Raw genomic sequence first — 18,255 nt, 5'->3', positions numbered from 1 at the left:
AGCCGATTTCACCGAGCTGTTCTCATCGAGCCGGCCTCGCCGATTCGATCTCGCCGAGCCGAGCCGAGCCGAGCCGAGCCGACGCGGCCGAGCCGCTCGTGTTCGGCCGATCTCACCGGGCCGCGCGCCGCGACCCCTGCGAGGAGGGTCCGTGACGCCGGCGCCGTCACATCTTTCTGATCTTCAGATAGCGCTTGATGTCGGGAATCGACTGGTAGACCAGCACCGCCAGCCCCACCAGTGCCGCCGTGGCCATCAGACGTTTCACCATGCGGGTTCCTCCTCGTGGCTCGCCGGGGCGAGCGCCGTCGCGATCTGCTGGTCGATCAGTTCGAGGACCAGCTCCGCCGCCGCGTCGACGGCTTCCGCCACCGGCGCGCTCAGCTCCATGCCGGGGGAGATGTCGGCGGGTTCGCACCCGACGAGCAGGACCCGGCCGGTCTCGCCGCCGAGCGTGCCCGCCAGCGCCAGCACCATCTCGGGCGTCATGTCGTGGGCGTCGACGAAGGACGCGGCGCAGCCACTCGTCAGCGGTTTGAGCACGTACAGCGTGCCGGGCGGGCTGTGCCGCGACACGGCGTCCACGAGGATCACGGAGTCGTACGCGCCGCCGGTGAGCTCGTAGGCGAGGTGGATGCCGCGGATGCCGAAGTCGGCGACCGTGACGTCGTCGGGAAGGTCGGCGTCCGCCAGGCGCTTGACCACCGCGACGCCGAAGCCGTCGTCGCTCAGGAAGACGTTTCCGACCCCCGCCACCAGGATTTTCATGTCAGGACCTCCTCGGTGCCCAGCGGCTCGACCTCGTCCGGGGCGAAATAGAGGAAGCGCCCGTGCGACCGGTGCAGGTCGGCCCCCGGGTCCTCCTCCAGGGTGACGGCCAGGTGCAGGGCTCCGTCGAGGTCGAGGAGCACCGCCTCCACCTGGGCGGTTCTGCCCGCCAGGAACATGTCGTGGGCGTCGGCGCGCCGCTTGCCCGGGGCGAGCCGGACCCGGCTGCCCTTCGCGACCTCAACCCCTGAAACGATCACGCTGTCGGTGTCCGGCGACACCGTGGGGTCGGCCCCCGGATCCCACCAGGGCGTGCGGACCTCCTGCGCGGGCGCGCCCAGATAGCGGATCACGCCGTGGAGCCGCTCCACCATCTCGGACGGCAGATCGCCGACCATGTCGATCAGTTCGGACGCCCGGGGGTCGGTCGCCCGGGCCTCCCGTCTCTCCTCGTCGGTGAGGGTGAGCGTGCGCAGATGGAGCATCTCGTCCATCTCCGTCGCGTCGAACAGGTCGCCCGGACTCTCCGGCGCGATGTCCGGGTGGTCGTACAGGATGATCGGCGAGGACAGCACCACGTCGCGGTGCCCGGGCTCGCCGACGAGGACGGGCCAGGTGTTCTCGTTGCGGCAGGTCTCCACGGACGGCCGGGCCCACTCCGGCGGATCGAGCAGGGAGACGAAGGCCCCGCCGTTCACGCCGATGAGCAGGTGCGCCGAGATCAGCGAACGCCGCAGTGCCTGCTCTCGCGGTGCGTCCAGCGGATCCCAGGGGTCGATGTTCTCCACCCGGACCCGCAGCTTGATCAGGCCGTACGGCCCCGCCACCGGCTCGGCGCCCACCCTGAGCGCCGCGTGCACCGGCAGGTGCTCGGAGATGACGCGACCCTCCACCTCGCCGGACGGCGCCACGATCTGCCTGGTCGAGTGGTCTCCGGGGATGAGCACCTCGACCGTCTGCTCGGCGTCGAGCAGGTCGAGGACGGGGATCGTGGCCTCCACCTCGCGCTCGGTCGCCTCGTCGAAGGTGAGGTAGGTCGCCTCGCCGCTCCTCAGCTCGTGGACCGGCTGCCAGCCGTCGCCCTCGGCGCGCTCGACGCTCCGCGTGTTGACGTGGAGGAAGCGCAGCCGCAGGTGCGCCACGGCCTCCCCGGCTCCCTCCAGGAGACACTCGGTCAGGCTCGCCGAGGGCTCGGAGGTGGCGGTGAACCCCGGAGGCACGAGCACCCCGAACTGCCAGCGGACCCGGTTCTTGGCCGCCGAGGCCCGGTAGGGGTAGAGCAGGTAGCCCTCGTAGAGCACCGCGTCGGCCACCTTCCGGGCGATCTCCATCGGCACGGTCATCCCCGGGTCTCCTTGAGCAGTAGTTCCAGTGCCTCGTCCCAGGTCGCCAGGGCGCGTTCGTACTTGAACCGGTGCAGATCCCGCAGCGTGTCGCGGCGCAGCCGCAGCCACCCCGAATCGGGGAAGTAGCGGTCCATCAGCTCCCGCCAGACAGCCGCGGGCAACCGGTGCCTGGTCTCGCAGTGCCACGGCACCTGCCCCACGGAGAAGCCGCGCTCCGCCCTGGAGAACACGGTGCCGCTGAAGAGCAGGAGCAGCGGAATCTCGCCGTCGTCCAGCGCGGCGAAGTATTTGCCCGCCGCCACCTCCAGGTCGTAGCTGCAGGGCACCGGCACGTCGACCTCGGTGGTTCCGGTGAAGGCCGGGACCATGATCGAAAGATTGGCGAACTGCAGGGGCTTCAGCGTGTCGCCCCACCGGGAGGGGTCTCCGAACAGGTCGCCGAGCAGTTCCACCTCGTCGGGGCCGTACCGTCTGAGGTGCGGTTCGATCCGGATCTGGCACCGCAGCCCGATGGCGTGCACCCCTTCGGGAGAGGGCTCGGTGATGCGCAGCCGGAAGACCAGCGTCGGGAAGGCCGCGTAGGCCTCCGCCCGCACGCCCACACAGGTGAATCCGATCTCATCCACGGTCGTCGCCTCCGGGCGGCACGAGGTCGCTGCGCCGGCGCAACCCGGTGAAGAAGTCCTCGATGGCCTTCCACGCCTCCTGGCCGCCGTCGAAGCCCTTCCAGTGCAGCCGCACCAGGCCGACGAGCTCGTAGCAGGCGTCGATCGGCACCAGGTGACAGGCGAAACCGCCCTCGGGGCGGCGGTCCACCAGGAGCGCCTCGACGTCCGGCCGGGCATCGGCCATCGCCGGGTTGTCCGCCAGGACGCGTTCCCAGGTGTCCAGCGGGAGAAGGGACTCGGTGGCTCCCGCGGGGCTCGGGTAGAGGGCCACCGTCTGGTCGAGCGTGGAGTTGCGGAAGAAGAACGCCGTGCGGACCGGAATCTGGAGCTCGTCCCAGGTCGCCTGGGACAGCCGGAACGCCGGGTCGTAGAGGTGGCGCTCCGGCACCGAGCGGTAACGCCTCTGAGCCCCCGCCTCATGGGTGAACAACAGGTAGCAGCTCCGGCACGTGCACAGGAGCGCCCGGCTCTCGACGTTGACCACGTGGCCGTGCTCGGTGCCGGTCGGCTCGGCGCACATCTCGCACCGCGCCACGTCAGGCTTCTGCGGCTCCAGGAAGCGGCGCAGCCCGGCGGCCGTCATGAGACCGCCTCCGGCACCGGGCACGAGCCGGGCGGGCGGTGCCGGATCTGCAGCAGCGGCGCCCGGTCGTCGACCACTCCCTCGACGTCCACCCGGGACACCTCCGGCGCGGCGGCGACGACGGCGCGTTCGATGGCGTCCGTGACGGTGGTCTGCGAGGAGGAGCAGCCGTGGCAGGTGCCCCGCAGGCGCAGCCGTACGACCCCGGACTCGTCCACGTCGAGGAGCTCCACCCCGCCCTCGTGCAGCCCGAGGAGGGGCCGCACCGTGTCGAGCGCCTCACGGACGCGCTCGGCCGTACTCAGCGGGTGCAGGTCGTGCAGCACGAGCAGGCCCGACACGAGGGGATCGCCGACGAGGCGGCGGAGCACCTTCGCGTCCTCGGCCTCGGTGACGATCTCCACGACGCGTTCGAGGCCCGCGCCGTACAACTCGACGAGAACCCGGACGAGCTCCTCGGCCTTGGCACGCGCCGCGGGGTCGGTCAGCGTGCCGAGTTCGGAGATCAGCGCCTCGACGCGACTCCCGGTGGCTTGGACATCATGGGCTGGCGGCATCTGCCCGGCCCCCTTTCCCGGCCGTAGGGGAGCGGACGGCTCCCCGGCGGCCGATCGATCACGTGGCGTTGAAGGCATGCGGGCTGTGCAGCTTGCGGAGTTCCTGGCCGTCGCCGAGATACATGTGGACCCCGCAGGGCAGGCAAGGGTCGAAGCTGCGCACGGTGCGCATGATGTCGATGCCCTTGAAGGTCTCCGGCGGGTTCTCCTCGAAGATCGGGGTGTTCTGCACCGCGTCCTCGTACGGCCCCGGCACCCCGTTGACGTCGCGGACGCTGGCGTTCCACGGTGTGGGCGGGTACGGATGGTAGTTGGCGATCTTGCCGTTCTTGATCACCATGTGGTGCGACAGCACGCCGCGGACCGCCTCGGTGAACCCGCAGCTGATCGCCTCGTCCGGAACGGTGAACGGCGACCAGGTCTGGGTGCGTCCCGCGCGCACCTCGGCCAGTCCCTGCTCGACGAAGTACAGCGCGCACGCCGCCGCGTAGGCCTGGAAGTAGGTGCGGGCCCGGTTGCGCTCCAGCGCGTTGGACAGCGGCTGACCGTTGTGCTGGGGGATCTTCCACTCGAAGGATTTCTCCGGCAGGGTGGCGCTCTTCGGCAGGTTGATCTCCACGCTGTGGCCGGTGGCCCTGACGTAGCCGATGTCGACCTTCCCCGACAGCGCGGTGGACCACAGCCGGGCGATCGGCCCGCCACCGGTGTCCAGCGCGAGCATGTCCTTGCCGTCGAACCAGCGCGGGGACATGACCCAGCTGTACTTGTCGGTGAAGTCGCGTTTCTGCGGGTGCGGGATGGTGTGCTGGTTCCACGGATGGCGCATGTCGACCGGGTTGCCCAGGGGGTCGTGGGTGACGAACGGCTCCTGGTTCTGCCAGTCGTCGTAGTAGGAGCTGCCCAGCAGGATCCGGATGCCGAGGTTGATGTCGACCAGGTCGCTGGTGACGAGCCGGCCGTCGACGACCACCCCGGGGGTGACGAACATCTCGCGACCCCAGGAGCTCATGTTCCGGTAGGTGAAGTCGCAGTGCTCGGGATCCTGGAAGCTGCCCCAGCAGCCCAGCAGCACCCGGCGCCGGCCGACCTCCTCATAGCCGGGCAGGGCCTCGTAGAAGAAGTCGAACAGGTCGTCGTGCATCGGCACGACCCGTTTCATGAACTCCACGTAGCGCATCAGCCGGGTCAGGTAGTCGGTGAACAGCTGCACCGTCGCGACCGTGCCCACCCCACCCGGATACAGGGTGGAGGGATGCACGTGCCTGCCCTCCATCAGGCAGAACATCTCCCGGGTCAGCCGGGAGACCTGCAGCGCCTCGCGGTAGAACTCGCCCTCCAGCGGGTTCAGCGAGCGCATGATGTCGGCGATGGTCGCATATCCGTGGTCGGCCGCGTGCGGCGCCTCGGTGCGCTCGGCCAGCGTCAGCACGCCGGGGTTGGTCTCGCGGACCATCTTCTCGCAGTAGTCGACCCCGACCAGGTTCTCCTGGTAGATGTTGTGGTCGAACATGTACTCGGCCGCCTCGCCGAGGTTCAGGATCCACTCCGCGAGGGCCGGAGGCCGGACGTCGTAGGCCATGTTCTGGGCGTAGACCGAGCACGTGGCGTGGTTGTCACCGCAGATCCCGCAGATCCGGCTGGTGATGAAATGGGCGTCGCGCGGATCCTTGCCCTTCATGAAGATGCTGTAGCCGCGGAAGATCGACGAGGTGCTGTAACACTCGGCCACCCGCCGGTTCTTGAAGTCGATCTTTGCGTAAATGCCGAGGCTGCCCACGATCCGGGTGATCGGGTCCCAGGCCATCTCCACCAGTTCGCTCGGCTGCTCGCCCGGCCCGCCCCGCTGCGGTTTCGGTGAGGTCTTCACATCAACTTCCCTTCGAGGCCGCGGCTCAGCGCCACGGTGCGGTGTATCCGGTGAGGAGTTCGCGCCCCTTGGCACGCCACTTCGGCTCCTTGTCCACGGTGTGGAGGGTGATGCCGCGCAGCGCACGCACCACGGCGCCGTAGCCGCCGCTGACCGTCGCCGATATCCGCGCTCCGGGCGGCTCGTCCATGAACGGCATGAACTTGTCCGGGAAGCCGGGCATCGTGCACGCGATGCAGATCCCGCCCACGTTCGGGCAGCCGCCGATTCCGTTCATCCACCCGCGCTTGGGCACGTTGCACTTGACCACCGGCCCCCAGCAGCCGATCTTCACCAGGCACTTGGGAGAGCCGTACTCGGTGGCGAACTGCCCCTGCTCGTAGTAGCCGGCCCGGTCGCAGCCCTCGTGCACGGTCTGGCCGAACAGCCACGTCGGGCGTAACGCCTCGTCCAGTGGAATCATCGGCGCCTGCCCGGCGAGCTGGTACAGCAGGTACAGGATCGTCTCCGACAGGTTGTCCGGCTGGATCGGGCACCCGGGCACGTTGACGATCGGCAGCCCCGCCGTGGAGCGCCAGTCCCAGCCCAGGTAGTCCGCCACTCCCATCGCCCCGGTCGGATTGCCCGCCATCGCGTGGATCCCGCCGTAGGTGGCGCAGGTGCCGACCGCCAGTACGGCGGTCGCCTTGGGCGCCAGCCGGTCCAGCCACTCACTGGTGGTCATCGGCTGCCCGGTCTCCGGGTTGTTCCCGAACCCGCACCAGTAGCCCTCCTGCTTGATCGACTCGTTCGGGATCGAGCCCTCCACCACCAGCACGAACGGGTCCAGCTCCCCGCGGGCGGCCTTGAAGAACCACTCGATGAACACGTCCGCGCCCTGCATCGGCCCGGACTCGAAGTCGATCAGCGGCCAGTGCACCGCCACCTTGGGCAGTCCCGGAAGCGTGCCCAGCACGATGTCCTCGATGCTCGGCTGCATCGCCGCGGTCAATGCGACGGAGTCCCCGTCACAACTCAGCCCGGCATTGATCCACAGAATGTGGACGACCGGCTCTTCCTGCCCCTGTGGTCCGCCGCTCGCCGACCGCGTCGTCGCCGTCATGCCGCCTCCCCACTCCTCGTCGATGTCGATGGGACGTGATCGGTGTGGGGGGTCTGTGCCGTACGGATCATGGCGCTTCCCTTCACCCAGAGCGGTGGCCCCGTGGGACGGATATCGAGTCGAGCGCGTGCTGGGTGAGCTCCCAGAGCACGTGGTAGACCGTCGTCTGCGCCTCCTGGATCCGGTGCACGGACGAGGAGGGGACGATGAACAGGTAGTCGAGAAGGTCGAGCTCGGCCAGCCTGCCGCCCTGGTCGCCGGCCAGGCCGACGGTGAGCATGCCCCGGTGCGCCGCCTCCTCGAACGCCTGGACGACGTTGCAGGAGCCCCCGCTCGTCGACAGGCCGAAGGCGATGTCTCCGGGCCGCGCCAGGGCCGCGAGCTGCCGCGCGAAGACGACCTCGAACCCCACGTCGTTGGAGAGCGCGGTGACCACGGCGACGTCGCTGGTCAGGGAGAGAGCGGGCAGGGGCCGGCCGTGGGAGGGGTGCAGGAAGGTGGTGGCCACCTCCTGGGCGTCGGTGCTGCTGCCGCCGTTGCCGAACGTGAACAGCCTCCCGCCCGAGGTGAACCGGAGAGCCATCTCCTCGGCGCACTCGGCGAGCTCGGCCCCCGACTCCTCGGCCATCCGCCGGCGCAACCGTACGATCTCGGCCGCCTTCTCCGCGGTGGACCTGTTGGCCTCCGCCAGTGCCGAGTCCATATCGGCCCGGCCCGCGTAGAGGAAGGGGTAGAGCCCCCCTATCCCGTCGGACGGCGACTCCTCAAGCACGCTCATCACCGCTTCCCCGCGAGATCACGGCGATGGCCTCCTTGGCGTGCACCAGGACGGTGTCACCCACCGACGCGTCGACCAGCGCCACGCTGATCTCCTCGGGAAGCCCGTCCGCACGGGCGATCGCCAGGTCCGGGTCCATCAGCCGGATCACCGTCATCGGCACGGCCTCGTCGGAGCAGGTGACGCACACATCGGCGGAACAGTCCGCGGGCCCGGTCATCCGGGCGTCTCGCCGGAGAGCGGGCCGGTCTGGTCGAAGAACACGTGGACCAGCTCCCACAGAAGGTGATAGATGGTCACGTGGATCTCCTTGACCACGGCGGGGTCGTCCGAGCCGGCGACCAGGACGTGGTCGACCGCCGGGCTGCGCGCGAGGGCGCCCCCGTCTCCGCCGATCAGGGCGAGGGTGAACAGGCCTTGGTCCTTGGCGGTCTCCAGGCCCCGCAGGACGTTCGCGCACCGGCCGTCGCGGGAGATCCCCAGCGCCATGTCGGAGGTGTCCGCCCAGTGGCGCACCTGATGGGCGAAGACCTCGGCGAGCCCCTCGTCGTTGCCCACCCCGCTGACCGTCGCGGCGTCGTTGCTCAACGCCACCGCGGGCAGCGCCCGCTTACCCACGATGACCGGGTGCATGAACTCGACCGCGATGTGGGCCGCGTCCGTGCCTCCGCCGCCGTTGCCGAAGACGATCAGCTTTCCGCCGAGACGGAACAGCACGGCCATCTCCTGGCACGCTCGCGCGATGCGCTCCGCGTCGTCCGCGAGGGCGCGGCCGGCGCGGTCCCGGCGAGCGAAGGCTTCGCTGACCGCTGGTTTCATGGTCGATATGGCAGACATGCTGACGCTCCGTTATTTACGGTAGTCGTCAGGTTACGGTGAGTTGTTTCAGGCGGAACACCCTTGACTTCACAATCAGCGGTAAAGCTCTGATCATGGACATCACCTTCTCGCCCAGACCGTGCGTGCCCGCCGGTGACGGCATGCCGGGCACGGACAGGATGGCGGCGTGAGCATCGGACGGACGCGACCCCGGACCTGGATCCGGACGGCGGCGTGAGCATCGGGCGGCCCCGGGCCTGGATCCGGATCAGGGCGGCGGCGTGAGCATCGGGCGGACGCGGACGCAGGCCCAGGTTTCGACGCGGATTCGGATCAGGGTCAGCGTCGAGGGCATCGTTCAGGGGGTGGGATTCCGTCCGCACGTCCACTCTCTGGCCCTGCGGCTGGCGCTGTCCGGATGGGTGGGCAACGACGGCCGGGGCGTGTTCATCGAGGCCGAGGGCACCCCGGATGACGTCGCACGCTTCCAGGAGGACCTGCGGGACCAGGCGCCCCCGCTGGCGGCGATCCATCGGATCACCGCCACCGTGATACCGGCGCGAGGGGACCACGGGTTCCATATCGCGGACAGCCGGGAGGGAGCCGGAAGGGCCACCCTGATCTCGCCTGATGTCGCGACATGTGCTGACTGCCTGACCGAGTTGTTCGACCCGGACGACCGCCGGTACCGCCATGCCTTCATCACCTGCACCAACTGCGGGCCGAGATTCACCATCATCCGGGACGTCCCCTATGACCGGCCGGCCACGACGATGGCCGCGTTCACCATGTGCGGGGAGTGCGAGCGCGAATACCTCGATCCGCGGGACCGCAGATTCCACGCCCAGCCGATCTGCTGCCCGGCCTGCGGCCCGACGCTGCGGCTGCTCGACGTCCGCAGCCGGGCCGAAGACGGATCACCGGCCGGTGATCCGATCACGTCGGCGGCAGAGCTTCTGCGGTCGGGCGGCATTCTGGCGGTCAAGGGTCTCGGCGGATATCACCTGGCGGTCGACGCCGCGAACGAGGAGGCCGCGCGGAACCTCCGCGCACGCAAGCGTCGCGAGGACAGGCCGTTCGCCGTCATGGTCGGCGACCTCGACACCGCGCGAGCGCTGTGCGAGCTGGACGGCGACGCCGAACGGCTGCTCACCGGCCCCCAGCGCCCGATTGTGCTGCTGCCCCGGCGGCCCGGCGCCGCGATGGCGGAGTCCGTGGCGCCGGGCGACCGCCGCCTCGGGCTCCTGCTGCCCTACACGCCCGTGCACCACCTGCTCGCCCACCGGTTCGCCGGGCCGTACGTCCTCACCAGCGGCAACCTCTCCGACGAGCCCATCGCCCACCGGGACGGCGACGCGTACAGCCGTCTCTCGGGCATCGCGGACGGCTTCCTCACGCATGACCGCCCGATCCACGTCCGCACCGACGACTCGGTGATCCTCCCGGTACGGGGGAGGGGGCTTCCGCTGCGGAGATCGCGGGGATACGCGCCCCAGCCCCTGAGGCTCTCCCAGCCTGTACGGCGGGCCGTACTCGCGTGCGGTGCGGAGCTGAAGAGCACCTTCTGCCTCGTCAGGGAGGACCGGGCCTTCCTCTCCCACCACATCGGCGATCTCGAGAACTACGAGACGCTGCGCTCCTTCGCCGACGGCGTCGACCATTTCCGGCGCCTGTTCGACATCACGCCGCAACTGGTCGCGCATGACCTCCACCCCGAATACCTCTCCACCAAGTACGCCCACGACGCCCAGGACACGGGCGGGGTGGACCTGGCGGGGGTCCAGCACCACCACGCGCACATCGCCTCCTGCCTCGCCGACAACCAGGAGACCGGGCCCGTCATCGGAGTGGCCTTCGACGGCCTGGGCTACGGCACCGACGGCACCATCTGGGGCGGCGAGCTCCTCGTGGCCGATCTCACGGGCTTCACCCGTTCCGGGCGCCTGTCGCCGGTGCCGCTGCCCGGCGGCACGGCGGCGATCAGGCAACCCTGGCGGATGGCCGCCGCGCACCTGGACGCGGCCTACGACGGCGCGCCCCCCGACGACCTCCCGGTCAGGTCCCGCAACCACCGCCGCTGGGACGACGTGGTGGCCGTGGCCAGGTCCGGGGTGAACTCTCCCCTCACCTCCAGCGCCGGTCGGCTGTTCGACGCGGTCGCGGCGATCACCGGACTCCGTGACATCGCCGGCTACGAGGGGCAGGCCGCGATCGCGCTCGAACAGCGGGCCGATCCGGCCGAGAAGGGCGCCTACCCCGCCCGGCTCCTCGACGACGGGTCGCTGGTGACGATCCAGGCCGCCGACCTCGTCCGGGCGGTCGTCGAGGACATGCGCGGCGGGGCCGGCCCGGAGCTCGTCTCCGCCCGCTTCCACAACGGGCTCGCCGCCGCCACCGCCGAGGCGTGCGTACGGCTGCGCGAGAGCACCGGCATCGGCACGGTCGCCCTGTCAGGCGGGGTCTTCCAGAACCTGCTGCTGCTGGACGGGCTCGTCAGGGCGCTTCGGCGGCGGGACTTCCGGGTCCTGACCCACCGTACGGTTCCCCCCAACGACGGTGGCATCAGCCTGGGCCAGGCCGCCGTGGCGGCGGCACGCGACGCACTCGGCCTGCTCTGACGCGCGTGACCCGATCCGGGCCGGCGACCGGGGGCGGTAACGAGGCAACGCAGTGACGCGGCAATACTGCTCGCGATCAGTCGGCCGTACCGGCGGGGGCCAGGGCGGGACGGGAGATCCCTTCCGCGTCTTCCGCGTGCTCGGCCTGCTCCGCGTCTTCCGCGGGGTCGGCGTGCTTGGCCTGCTCCACGGGTTCCGTGGGGTCGGTCTGCGCGGCCCCGGTGCGTAGCGGGATCTCCCGGATGAGCCAGGTCGCGGCGAAGGCGACCACCGACAGGACGGCGGCGCCGATGAGGATGCCGTGCAGGCCGCTGGAGACGGCCGCCCGGAAGGCGTCGCGGACGGAGGCGGGCATGTCCCGCAGCAGGGCGGGCGTCACTTGGCCGCCGCCGGCGGCCATCCGGTGCGCGGCCTCGGAGCCGAGCCTCCCGGCCAGGCTCGCCTCCATACGGCTCGCGTAGACGGCGCCCAGGAGCGCGATGCCCAGCGAGCCGCCGATGGTGCGCACCAGGGTGACCGTCCCGCTCGCGGCGCCCATGTCGCGGACGTCGGCGCTGTTCATCGTGATGAGCATGGTGCTCTGCATCAGCAGGCCCAGACCAAGCCCGGTGACCAGGGTGAGGGCGGACGCGACGGCCGTGCCGGTGCTCACGTCGAGCAGGAGCAGGACGAGGGCGCCCACCGCCATCACGGCGCCGCCGAGGATCGGGTAGACGCGGTAGCGGCCGTTGCGGCTGATGAGGTGGCCGACCGTCAGCTGCGCACCGAGCATGCCGAACATCAGGGGAAGCAGCAGCAGGCCGCTGGCCGTCGGGGAGGCCCCCTGGACGAACTGCATGTACTGCGGAAGGTAGTTCGTCACGCTGAGCATGACGGCGCCGACGAGGAAGCTGAGGATCTGGGCCAGGGTGAAATTGCGGTTGTGGAACAGCCGGGGCGGGATGACCGGTTCGGCGGCGCGCCGTTCGACGTACACGAAACCGGCCAGCGCCAGGACGCCGGCGGCGCCCAGGGCGAGGATCTGCGGCGAGGACCAGGCGTAGGTGTTGCCGCCCCAGGCGGCCAGCAGCGTCAGGGTCAGGATGCCGACGGTCAGCAGCAGCGCGCCGGCATAGTCGATGCGAGCCCTGATCCGCTCGGTCCGCAGCCGGATCCCCGTACCGATGATCAGCAGTGCGACGATCCCGACGGGTACGTTCACGTAGAAGGTCCAGCGCCAGCTCAGCTGGTCGGTGAGGAAGCCGCCGACCAGGGGCCCGCCGATGAAGGCGACCGGTAGCATTGCGCCGATCATCGACTGCAGGCGGCCGCTCTCTCTCGGCGGCACCAGCACGCCGATGATCGAGAGCGCGCCGACCATCAGCCCTCCCGCCCCGAGCCCCTGCACGGCACGGAACGCGATGAGCTGGCCCATGTCCTGCGACAGCCCGGCAAGCACCGAGCCGGCCAGGAAGAGCACGATCGCGGCCATGAAGGTGCCCTTACGGCCGTAGAGGTCGCCGAGCTTTCCCCAGATCGGGGTGGTCGCGGCGGCGGCCAGCAGGTAGGCCGTCACCACCCAGGACAGGTGGTTCAGCCCGCCGAGGTCGCCCACGATCGTGGGCAGCGCGGTGCCGACGATCAGTCCGTCCAGCATGGCCAGGAACATGCCGAGCATCAGGCCGAACACACCGAAGTAGAGCGACCGAGGGCGCCCCGGTTCCTTCTCCCCGGGGTGACCCTCACTGCGGCTTTCGCTGTGACCTTCGTGATCCATCGTTGCCTCCTCCGGCTCCGGCGGGTAGGGCGGCATCAGGCGGTGTAGGGGCGAAGGGCCTTGGCGTCACGCAGGGCGTGCGCCCACCAGGCCAGCTGATCGAGCATGGTCTTCGCCGCGGCGTCTGCGGCCGGGTCCTTGGCCCCGGCGTCCGCGTCGAACCGCGTCCACGCGCCGTGGAAGCTGACGGTGTCGCGGATGGTGACGGCGTGCAGCTCGGCCAGGACGACACGGAGCTGTTCGACCGCGCGGAGCCCGCCGGACAGGCCGCCGTAGGAGACGAAACCGACCGGCTTGGCATGCCACTCCTTGTTGTGCCAGTCGATGGCGTTCTTCAGCGAGGCCGGGAAGCTGTGGTTGTACTCGGGGGTGACGATGACAAACGCGTCGGCCGCCGCCAGCCTCGGCGAGACGGTGGCCAGCAGTTCGGCGGTGCCGGGCGCCGCGGGCCGCCCGAAGGCCGGGAACACGGTGGGCAGCGGGGTCTCGGCCAGGTCGACGAGGTCGAAGGTCATGTCCTCGCGTTGCTCGAGGTGGGTGAGCAGCCAGTTCGCCACGACCGGGCCGAAGCGCCCGTCCCGGGTGCTGCCGACGATGACCGCGACCCGCAAGCCGAACATGCCGTCCATGGAAATCTCCTCAATGTGTACGCCGTATCTCAGCGAATACAACGTATACATGACTGTGTACGTTGTCTATTCCTGATACGCTGTACGCAATGTGACGATAAGGAGACCGCATCCGTGGCCAGTCAGAAAAAGTCATCGGCCGCTCCTCCGTCACAGGGGGAAGACGAGGGCCAGGCGCAGACCTCCCTGTGGGAGCGTCTCGAGCGCCCCGCGCCCGCGCCCCGCGCCGCCCTGACCCCTCACCGAATCGCCTCGGTGGCGATCGAGATCGCCGACGCGGAGGGCCTCGACGCCATCACCATGCGGCGCCTGGCCGCCGAACTGGGCGTCGCCCCCATGGCGGCCTACCGCTACGTGTCCGGCAAGGACGACGTCATGGAGCTGATGGTCGACCTGGTCCACGGCGAGTTGGAGCACTCCCAGGCCGACGGCTGGCGAGAGACCATGCGGGCCCTCGCTCTCCGCACCCGCGCGCTGATGCTGAAACACCCCTGGCTCGCCCAGCTCTCCCCCCAGGCGGCCTTCGCCCTGACCCCCAACCGGATGGCCGTGGCGGAGCGATCACTGACCGCACTCGACAGCCTGGGCCTGAACGCCGACACGATGATGGCCATCGTCCGCACCATCGACTCCTACGTGCACGGCGCCACCAACGCCGAGATCACCCTGCACCAGCTGATGGAGGGCCGCGGATGGTCCAGCGACGACGAGCTGAAGACGGGACTGGCGCCGCAGATGATCTGGCTCATGGGCACCGGCCGTTACCCCACTTTCCAGCGCTACCTCCTCGAAGGCACCCACAAGGACGACCCGCAGTGGCAGTTCGAGACCGGGCTGGACTACATCCTCGACGGCATCGCCGCCCGCATGGGCATCTGACCCCCTCCGGACCTCCGGCCCCGGGATCCGCACCCCTGCCGGGCCTCGGACCGGATGCCCCGGGATCGGAGACGGCGATCCCGGGGCGCGCTTCCCCTACTGGGTCAGACCGGTGTGGTAGGCGAGGAAGGTGAGCTGGTCGGCGGCGAGCTCGATGGTCTTGCTCACCGCGCGGGCGCCGTGGCCGGCCTCGACCTCGTTGCGGAGCAGGATCGGCCTGTCGGACGCCTGGGCGTACTGCAGGGCGGCGCACATCTTCCAGGCGTGCAGCGGGTGGACCCGGGTGTCGGACTGGAAGACGGTGAACAGCGTCGCGGGGTAGGAGACGCCCTCCCGGACGTTGTGGTACGGGGAGTAGGCGTGCAGCCAGGCGAACTCGTCGGGCTTCTCCACGGTGCCGTACTCGACGTTCCAGGTCGCGCCGAGCCCGAACAGCTCGTAGCGGATCATGTCGAGCAGCGGGGCCGAGCAGACCACCGCCGCGTACAGCTCGGGGCGCTGGGTCAGGGCCGCGCCGACCAGGAGACCGCCGTTGGAGCCGCCGGAGATGGCCAGCCGGGAGGCCGTGGTGACACGGGTGGCGATCAGGTGTTCGGCCGCCGCGTGCAGGTCGTCGAAGACGTTCTGCTTGTTGGCGAGCATCCCGGCCCGGTGCCACTCCTCGCCCTCCTCACCGCCGCCGCGCAACTGGGCGATGGCGTAGGTGCCGCCCTGCTCGACCCAGCTCAGGATCGACGCCGAGTAACCGGGGGTCATCGAGAGGCCGAAGCCGCCGTAGCCGTACAGGACGGTGGGGCGGGGGCCCTCGACGCCGGGCTTGGAGATCACCAACATGTGGATCTCGGTGCCGTCGGCCGAGCGGTAGGTCATCCGCTCGGTGTTGACGGCGGGAACCTCGACGGCGCCGGGGGAGGCGGCCCAGAGGGAGGTCTCGCCGGTGCGGGCGTCGTAGCGCTGGATACTCGGCGGGGTGGTGTTGTCGGTGTAGCCGAACCAGGCCTCGTGGCCGCCCTCGGGACGCTCGCTGATGCCGCCGATCGTGCCCACTCCCGGCGTCGGCACCTCTCCGAGGCGCTCGCCGGTGACCAGGTCGTGGACGGAGATCTCACTGATCGCGTGGCGGGTCCAGCCGATGAGCATGACCGGCCGGTCCAGGTCGTCGAGGATCGCGAAGTCGGACAGCACGGCCTCGGGGTCCTGGGGGATCAGGTCACGCCAGTTCTCGAACTGGGGGGTGGAGGGGTCGGTCACGCAGATCCGGGCGCGCGGGGCGTCGCGGTCGGTGAAGACGTAGAGCCGGCCGTCGCGGCCGAACTGCAGCCCACTCTGGGCGTCCACCCCTTCCTGGACGACGACCAGGTCGGGAGAGGAGGCGGCGGAGGCGGAGAGGTCGGCCAGCCACAGGTCGTTGCGCGGCGCCGTACCCCGGGAGGCGGAGATCTGCAGCCACCGGCCGTCGCGGGAGACCCCGACGCCGTAGTAGTTGGTCTTCTCCAGACCGTCGCCGAAGATCAGGACATCTTCCTCGGTGGAGGTGCCGACCCTGTGCAGGTAGACCCGGCGATGGAACTGCTCCTCGCCGTCGGGCACCTCCGTGGAGGGCAGCCTGCGCACGTAGTAGAAGGACTCACCGCCGGGGAGCCACGCCACGGGGGAGTAGCGGCACCTGTCGATCGGCCCCTCGATCCGGTCGCCGAACGCGATGTCCATCAGGTAGAGGCTGGACTCCTCGTCGCCGCCCACCGAGACCTGGTAGGCGAGCAGACGGCCCTCCTTGTCGGGCTGCCACGCGTCGAGCGTCGTGAGACCGGTCGGGTCGAGCGTCATCGGATCCAGCAGCGCCCGCTCGGTGCCGTCGGGGTCGACGGTGTAGAGAACGGCGTGCTCCTGCTCCGGGGTGCGCCGCATGAAGAACTGCCGCTCCCCGCGCCACACCGGTGCGCCGATCGAGCCCGACCTCAGGAGTTCGGTGATCCGTGACTTGAAGCCGTCGCGGCCCGGAAGGGCTCCCATCTCCGCGGACAAGAGTTTTTCCTGCGCCGTCAGCCAGTCCTTCGTGGCCGGGTCGTCGGGATCCTCCAGCCATCGATAGGGGTCGGAGACCGGGGTGCCGTGCAGCTCCTCAACGAGGTCATCGCGGCTGGCTGGAGGGTATGGCTGTAGCGTCATGGCAGGAACCCTACGACCTCTGGGCTACCGTACGGGGCCATCGCGCGAGCGACGTATCCTATCCGTAGCGGGAGGAGTTAAGAACTGGTAATGCGGGCATAAAACGTATCAGGGGTCCCTCCAGTCATTTATGGGTGGCGGGAACGCTGATGTAGAAGCCAAACTTGGTGAAGGACGGTGCCGTGGTGAGCATCCGCTGGGCCGTCCGGCGGAGGTCCTCGTGACGGAAGCACCCGGGCCCCAGGAGGGGCCGCCAGCCGGGGCACGCAGTGGCGTGCCCCCTCAATTGACGCGTTGTACGGCGGGAGAGGCCCGCTGATGCGCCAGGTCCTGCTCTTGAACGCCACCTACGAACCCCTCACCACTCTTTCCCTGCACCGTGCCGTCGTGCTCGTGCTCAGGGAGAAGGCGGACGTCGTCCATCGTGACGGGCGGGGCGCCGTGTTCCGTTCGGCGAGTCGCACGCTCGACGTCCCATCGGTGATCAGGCTTCGCAGATACGTCCGTATCCCTTACCGGTCGCGGATCCCACTGACCCGAACCGCGTTGATGCGCCGGGACGACTACCGGTGCGCCTACTGCGGCCAGCGGGCCGAGACCATCGACCACGTGATTCCCCGCTCGCGGGGCGGACCCCACACGTGGGAGAACTGTGTTGCCTCGTGCACGTCGTGCAACCATCGCAAGGCCGACCGAATGCTGGAGGAGCTGGGGTGGACGTTAAGCGTCGCCCCGGTGGTGCCACGCGGCGTCCACTGGCGGTTGATCGGCGCGCACATCGTCGGCGACCCCCTGTGGGCGCCCTATCTCGCGGAGAGCGCGGCCTGACGGCGGCGTGAATATCCGCTCGCCCCGGCGGGTATGTGTCGGCACAATCGGTGCATGACATGGACCTTCACTTCCAAGGTCGAGGTGTACGCCGGGGCGGCGGAGCCGTGGCTGCTTCAGGATCCCGTCCGGAACACCGTCCCGCTCACGGTTCTGCGTGGAATGCGCAGCGGTCTCTGGGGTGACGACCTCCTGATGGGCTGGCTGGAGCGCGGCGGGGAGACCGTCGCGGCGGTTTGTCAGACGGCGCCTCACTTCCTGCTGCTCGCCGACATTCCCCTCGGCACCGTGCAGGGCCTCGCCTCCCAGCTGATCGAGGCCGAGAGGGCGATCCCCGGGATCTCCGGGCCGCTTCCGCTGGCCGAGGCGTTCGCCGCCGCCTGGTGGCGGCCCGAGGCCGAGCGCTGCCCCGAACGCCTCTACCGGCTCGACTCGCTCCTTGCACCGCCCGCCCTCTCCGATGGCGCCTCCCGCACGGCCACCGAGGACGACCTTGAGCTTCTGGTGAAATGGAGCGAGGAGTTCCAGGCCGAGGCGGGCAGCGTCGCCCCCGCCGACCTGACTCCGCTGGTGGTCAGCCGGATCGGCCGGCGAGAGCTGGTCCTGTGGGAGGTGGACGGGCGGCCCGTCGCGTTCGCCGGGGTCTCCTTGCCGATCGGGGGTATGTCCAGGGTCGGCCCGGTCTACACGCCCCCGGAGCATCGCAGGAAGGGGTACGGCGCGGCGGTGTCCCACGCCGTGACCGCCAAGGCGCTGGCGGAGGAGGCCGGCGAGGTGCTGCTCTTCGCCGACCTGGACAATCCCACGTCCAACTCGATCTACCAGGCGATCGGCTACCGCCCGGTGGCCGACTACGCCTCCATCACCTTTCGCTGAGGAATCTGGGTA

General features: G+C 69.9%; 18 protein-coding genes. 4 read left to right on the top strand and 14 right to left on the bottom strand.

The window, feature by feature from the left end; genetic code table 11:
- Nucleotides 1-166 precede the first annotated feature (166 nt).
- The 11 genes from CHC08_RS52975 to CHC08_RS24585 all read right to left on the bottom strand — a co-directional run bounded on the left by CHC08_RS52975 (nucleotide 167) and on the right by CHC08_RS24585 (nucleotide 8,488).
- A complete protein-coding gene (locus tag CHC08_RS52975) occupies nucleotides 167-271 on the bottom strand; it encodes a DUF6893 family small protein (RefSeq protein ID WP_371783957.1) in 105 nt (34 codons plus the stop codon).
- Complete coding sequence (locus CHC08_RS24630; protein WP_089209732.1) at nucleotides 265-768, bottom strand: hydrogenase maturation protease; 504 nt, start codon at nucleotides 766-768, stop codon at nucleotides 265-267. Before CHC08_RS24630 ends, CHC08_RS52975 begins: the two co-directional genes overlap by 7 nt.
- Nucleotides 765-2,111: a hypothetical protein gene (locus CHC08_RS24625; protein WP_089209731.1), complete on the bottom strand. Its 1,347-nt coding sequence runs from the start codon at nucleotides 2,109-2,111 to the stop codon at nucleotides 765-767. The genes CHC08_RS24630 and CHC08_RS24625 overlap by 4 nt, the downstream gene beginning before the upstream one ends.
- Nucleotides 2,108-2,740 carry a DUF6084 family protein gene (locus CHC08_RS24620; RefSeq protein ID WP_089209730.1) on the bottom strand — a complete coding sequence of 211 codons (633 nt, stop codon included), beginning with the start codon at nucleotides 2,738-2,740 and terminating at the stop codon, nucleotides 2,108-2,110. Before CHC08_RS24620 ends, CHC08_RS24625 begins: the two co-directional genes overlap by 4 nt.
- Complete coding sequence (locus CHC08_RS24615; RefSeq protein WP_089209729.1) at nucleotides 2,733-3,365, bottom strand: DUF5947 family protein; 633 nt, start codon at nucleotides 3,363-3,365, stop codon at nucleotides 2,733-2,735. Before CHC08_RS24615 ends, CHC08_RS24620 begins: the two co-directional genes overlap by 8 nt.
- Nucleotides 3,362-3,922 (bottom strand): NifU family protein, encoded by a 561-nt coding sequence (locus tag CHC08_RS24610; RefSeq protein ID WP_089209728.1) that lies wholly within the window; start codon nucleotides 3,920-3,922, stop codon nucleotides 3,362-3,364. The genes CHC08_RS24615 and CHC08_RS24610 overlap by 4 nt, the downstream gene beginning before the upstream one ends.
- 58 nt (nucleotides 3,923-3,980) lie before the next feature.
- Nucleotides 3,981-5,789 (bottom strand): nickel-dependent hydrogenase large subunit, encoded by a 1,809-nt coding sequence (locus CHC08_RS24605; protein ID WP_218825450.1) that lies wholly within the window; start codon nucleotides 5,787-5,789, stop codon nucleotides 3,981-3,983.
- Between the two features lie 25 nt (nucleotides 5,790-5,814).
- On the bottom strand, nucleotides 5,815-6,891 hold the full coding sequence (locus tag CHC08_RS24600; protein WP_089209727.1) for an NADH-quinone oxidoreductase subunit B family protein: 1,077 nt from the start codon (nucleotides 6,889-6,891) through the stop codon (nucleotides 5,815-5,817).
- An 82-nt stretch (nucleotides 6,892-6,973) separates the two neighbouring features.
- A complete protein-coding gene (locus CHC08_RS24595; RefSeq protein WP_089209726.1) occupies nucleotides 6,974-7,669 on the bottom strand; it encodes a D-sedoheptulose-7-phosphate isomerase in 696 nt (231 codons plus the stop codon).
- The gene (locus CHC08_RS24590) at nucleotides 7,656-7,889 is read right to left on the bottom strand and encodes a HypC/HybG/HupF family hydrogenase formation chaperone (protein ID WP_089209725.1); all 234 of its coding nucleotides are present in this window, start codon (nucleotides 7,887-7,889) and stop codon (nucleotides 7,656-7,658) included. Before CHC08_RS24590 ends, CHC08_RS24595 begins: the two co-directional genes overlap by 14 nt.
- Nucleotides 7,886-8,488, bottom strand: coding sequence for a D-sedoheptulose-7-phosphate isomerase (locus CHC08_RS24585; RefSeq protein ID WP_245878537.1), 603 nt, complete (start codon nucleotides 8,486-8,488; stop codon nucleotides 7,886-7,888). The genes CHC08_RS24590 and CHC08_RS24585 overlap by 4 nt, the downstream gene beginning before the upstream one ends.
- A gap of 281 nt (nucleotides 8,489-8,769) precedes the next feature.
- Between CHC08_RS24585 and hypF the strand changes: the two genes are divergently transcribed.
- Nucleotides 8,770-11,106 carry a carbamoyltransferase HypF gene (hypF, locus tag CHC08_RS24580; RefSeq protein WP_245878536.1) on the top strand — a complete coding sequence of 779 codons (2,337 nt, stop codon included), beginning with the start codon at nucleotides 8,770-8,772 and terminating at the stop codon, nucleotides 11,104-11,106.
- 76 nt (nucleotides 11,107-11,182) lie between these two features.
- Here the strand turns inward: hypF and CHC08_RS24575 are convergent, their stop codons facing one another.
- Both CHC08_RS24575 and CHC08_RS24570 read right to left on the bottom strand, forming a co-directional pair.
- Nucleotides 11,183-12,862 carry an MDR family MFS transporter gene (locus CHC08_RS24575; protein ID WP_218825449.1) on the bottom strand — a complete coding sequence of 560 codons (1,680 nt, stop codon included), beginning with the start codon at nucleotides 12,860-12,862 and terminating at the stop codon, nucleotides 11,183-11,185.
- 35 nt (nucleotides 12,863-12,897) lie between these two features.
- On the bottom strand, nucleotides 12,898-13,491 hold the full coding sequence (locus CHC08_RS24570) for an NADPH-dependent FMN reductase (RefSeq protein WP_089209723.1): 594 nt from the start codon (nucleotides 13,489-13,491) through the stop codon (nucleotides 12,898-12,900).
- A gap of 114 nt (nucleotides 13,492-13,605) precedes the next feature.
- On the opposite strand from CHC08_RS24570, the gene CHC08_RS24565 reads away from it, so the two are divergent.
- On the top strand, nucleotides 13,606-14,370 hold the full coding sequence (locus CHC08_RS24565; RefSeq protein WP_089209722.1) for a TetR/AcrR family transcriptional regulator: 765 nt from the start codon (nucleotides 13,606-13,608) through the stop codon (nucleotides 14,368-14,370).
- A 96-nt stretch (nucleotides 14,371-14,466) separates the two neighbouring features.
- Here CHC08_RS24565 and CHC08_RS24560 read toward each other — a convergent pair whose 3' ends face one another.
- Nucleotides 14,467-16,539: a prolyl oligopeptidase family serine peptidase gene (locus CHC08_RS24560; protein ID WP_089209721.1), complete on the bottom strand. Its 2,073-nt coding sequence runs from the start codon at nucleotides 16,537-16,539 to the stop codon at nucleotides 14,467-14,469.
- A gap of 318 nt (nucleotides 16,540-16,857) precedes the next feature.
- Between CHC08_RS24560 and CHC08_RS24555 the strand changes: the two genes are divergently transcribed.
- Nucleotides 16,858-17,367: an HNH endonuclease gene (locus CHC08_RS24555; RefSeq protein WP_089209720.1), complete on the top strand. Its 510-nt coding sequence runs from the start codon at nucleotides 16,858-16,860 to the stop codon at nucleotides 17,365-17,367.
- Between the two features lie 54 nt (nucleotides 17,368-17,421).
- Complete coding sequence (locus CHC08_RS24550) at nucleotides 17,422-18,243, top strand: GNAT family N-acetyltransferase (protein ID WP_089209719.1); 822 nt, start codon at nucleotides 17,422-17,424, stop codon at nucleotides 18,241-18,243.
- Nucleotides 18,244-18,255: the final 12 nt, after the last annotated feature.

The organism is Streptosporangium subroseum (genome assembly GCF_900188345.1).
GTDB classification, from domain to species: Bacteria; Actinomycetota; Actinomycetes; order Streptosporangiales; family Streptosporangiaceae; genus Streptosporangium; species Streptosporangium subroseum.
The sequence above is the reverse complement of the archived record's forward strand: the minus strand, read 5'-3'. Positions and strand labels throughout refer to the sequence as shown.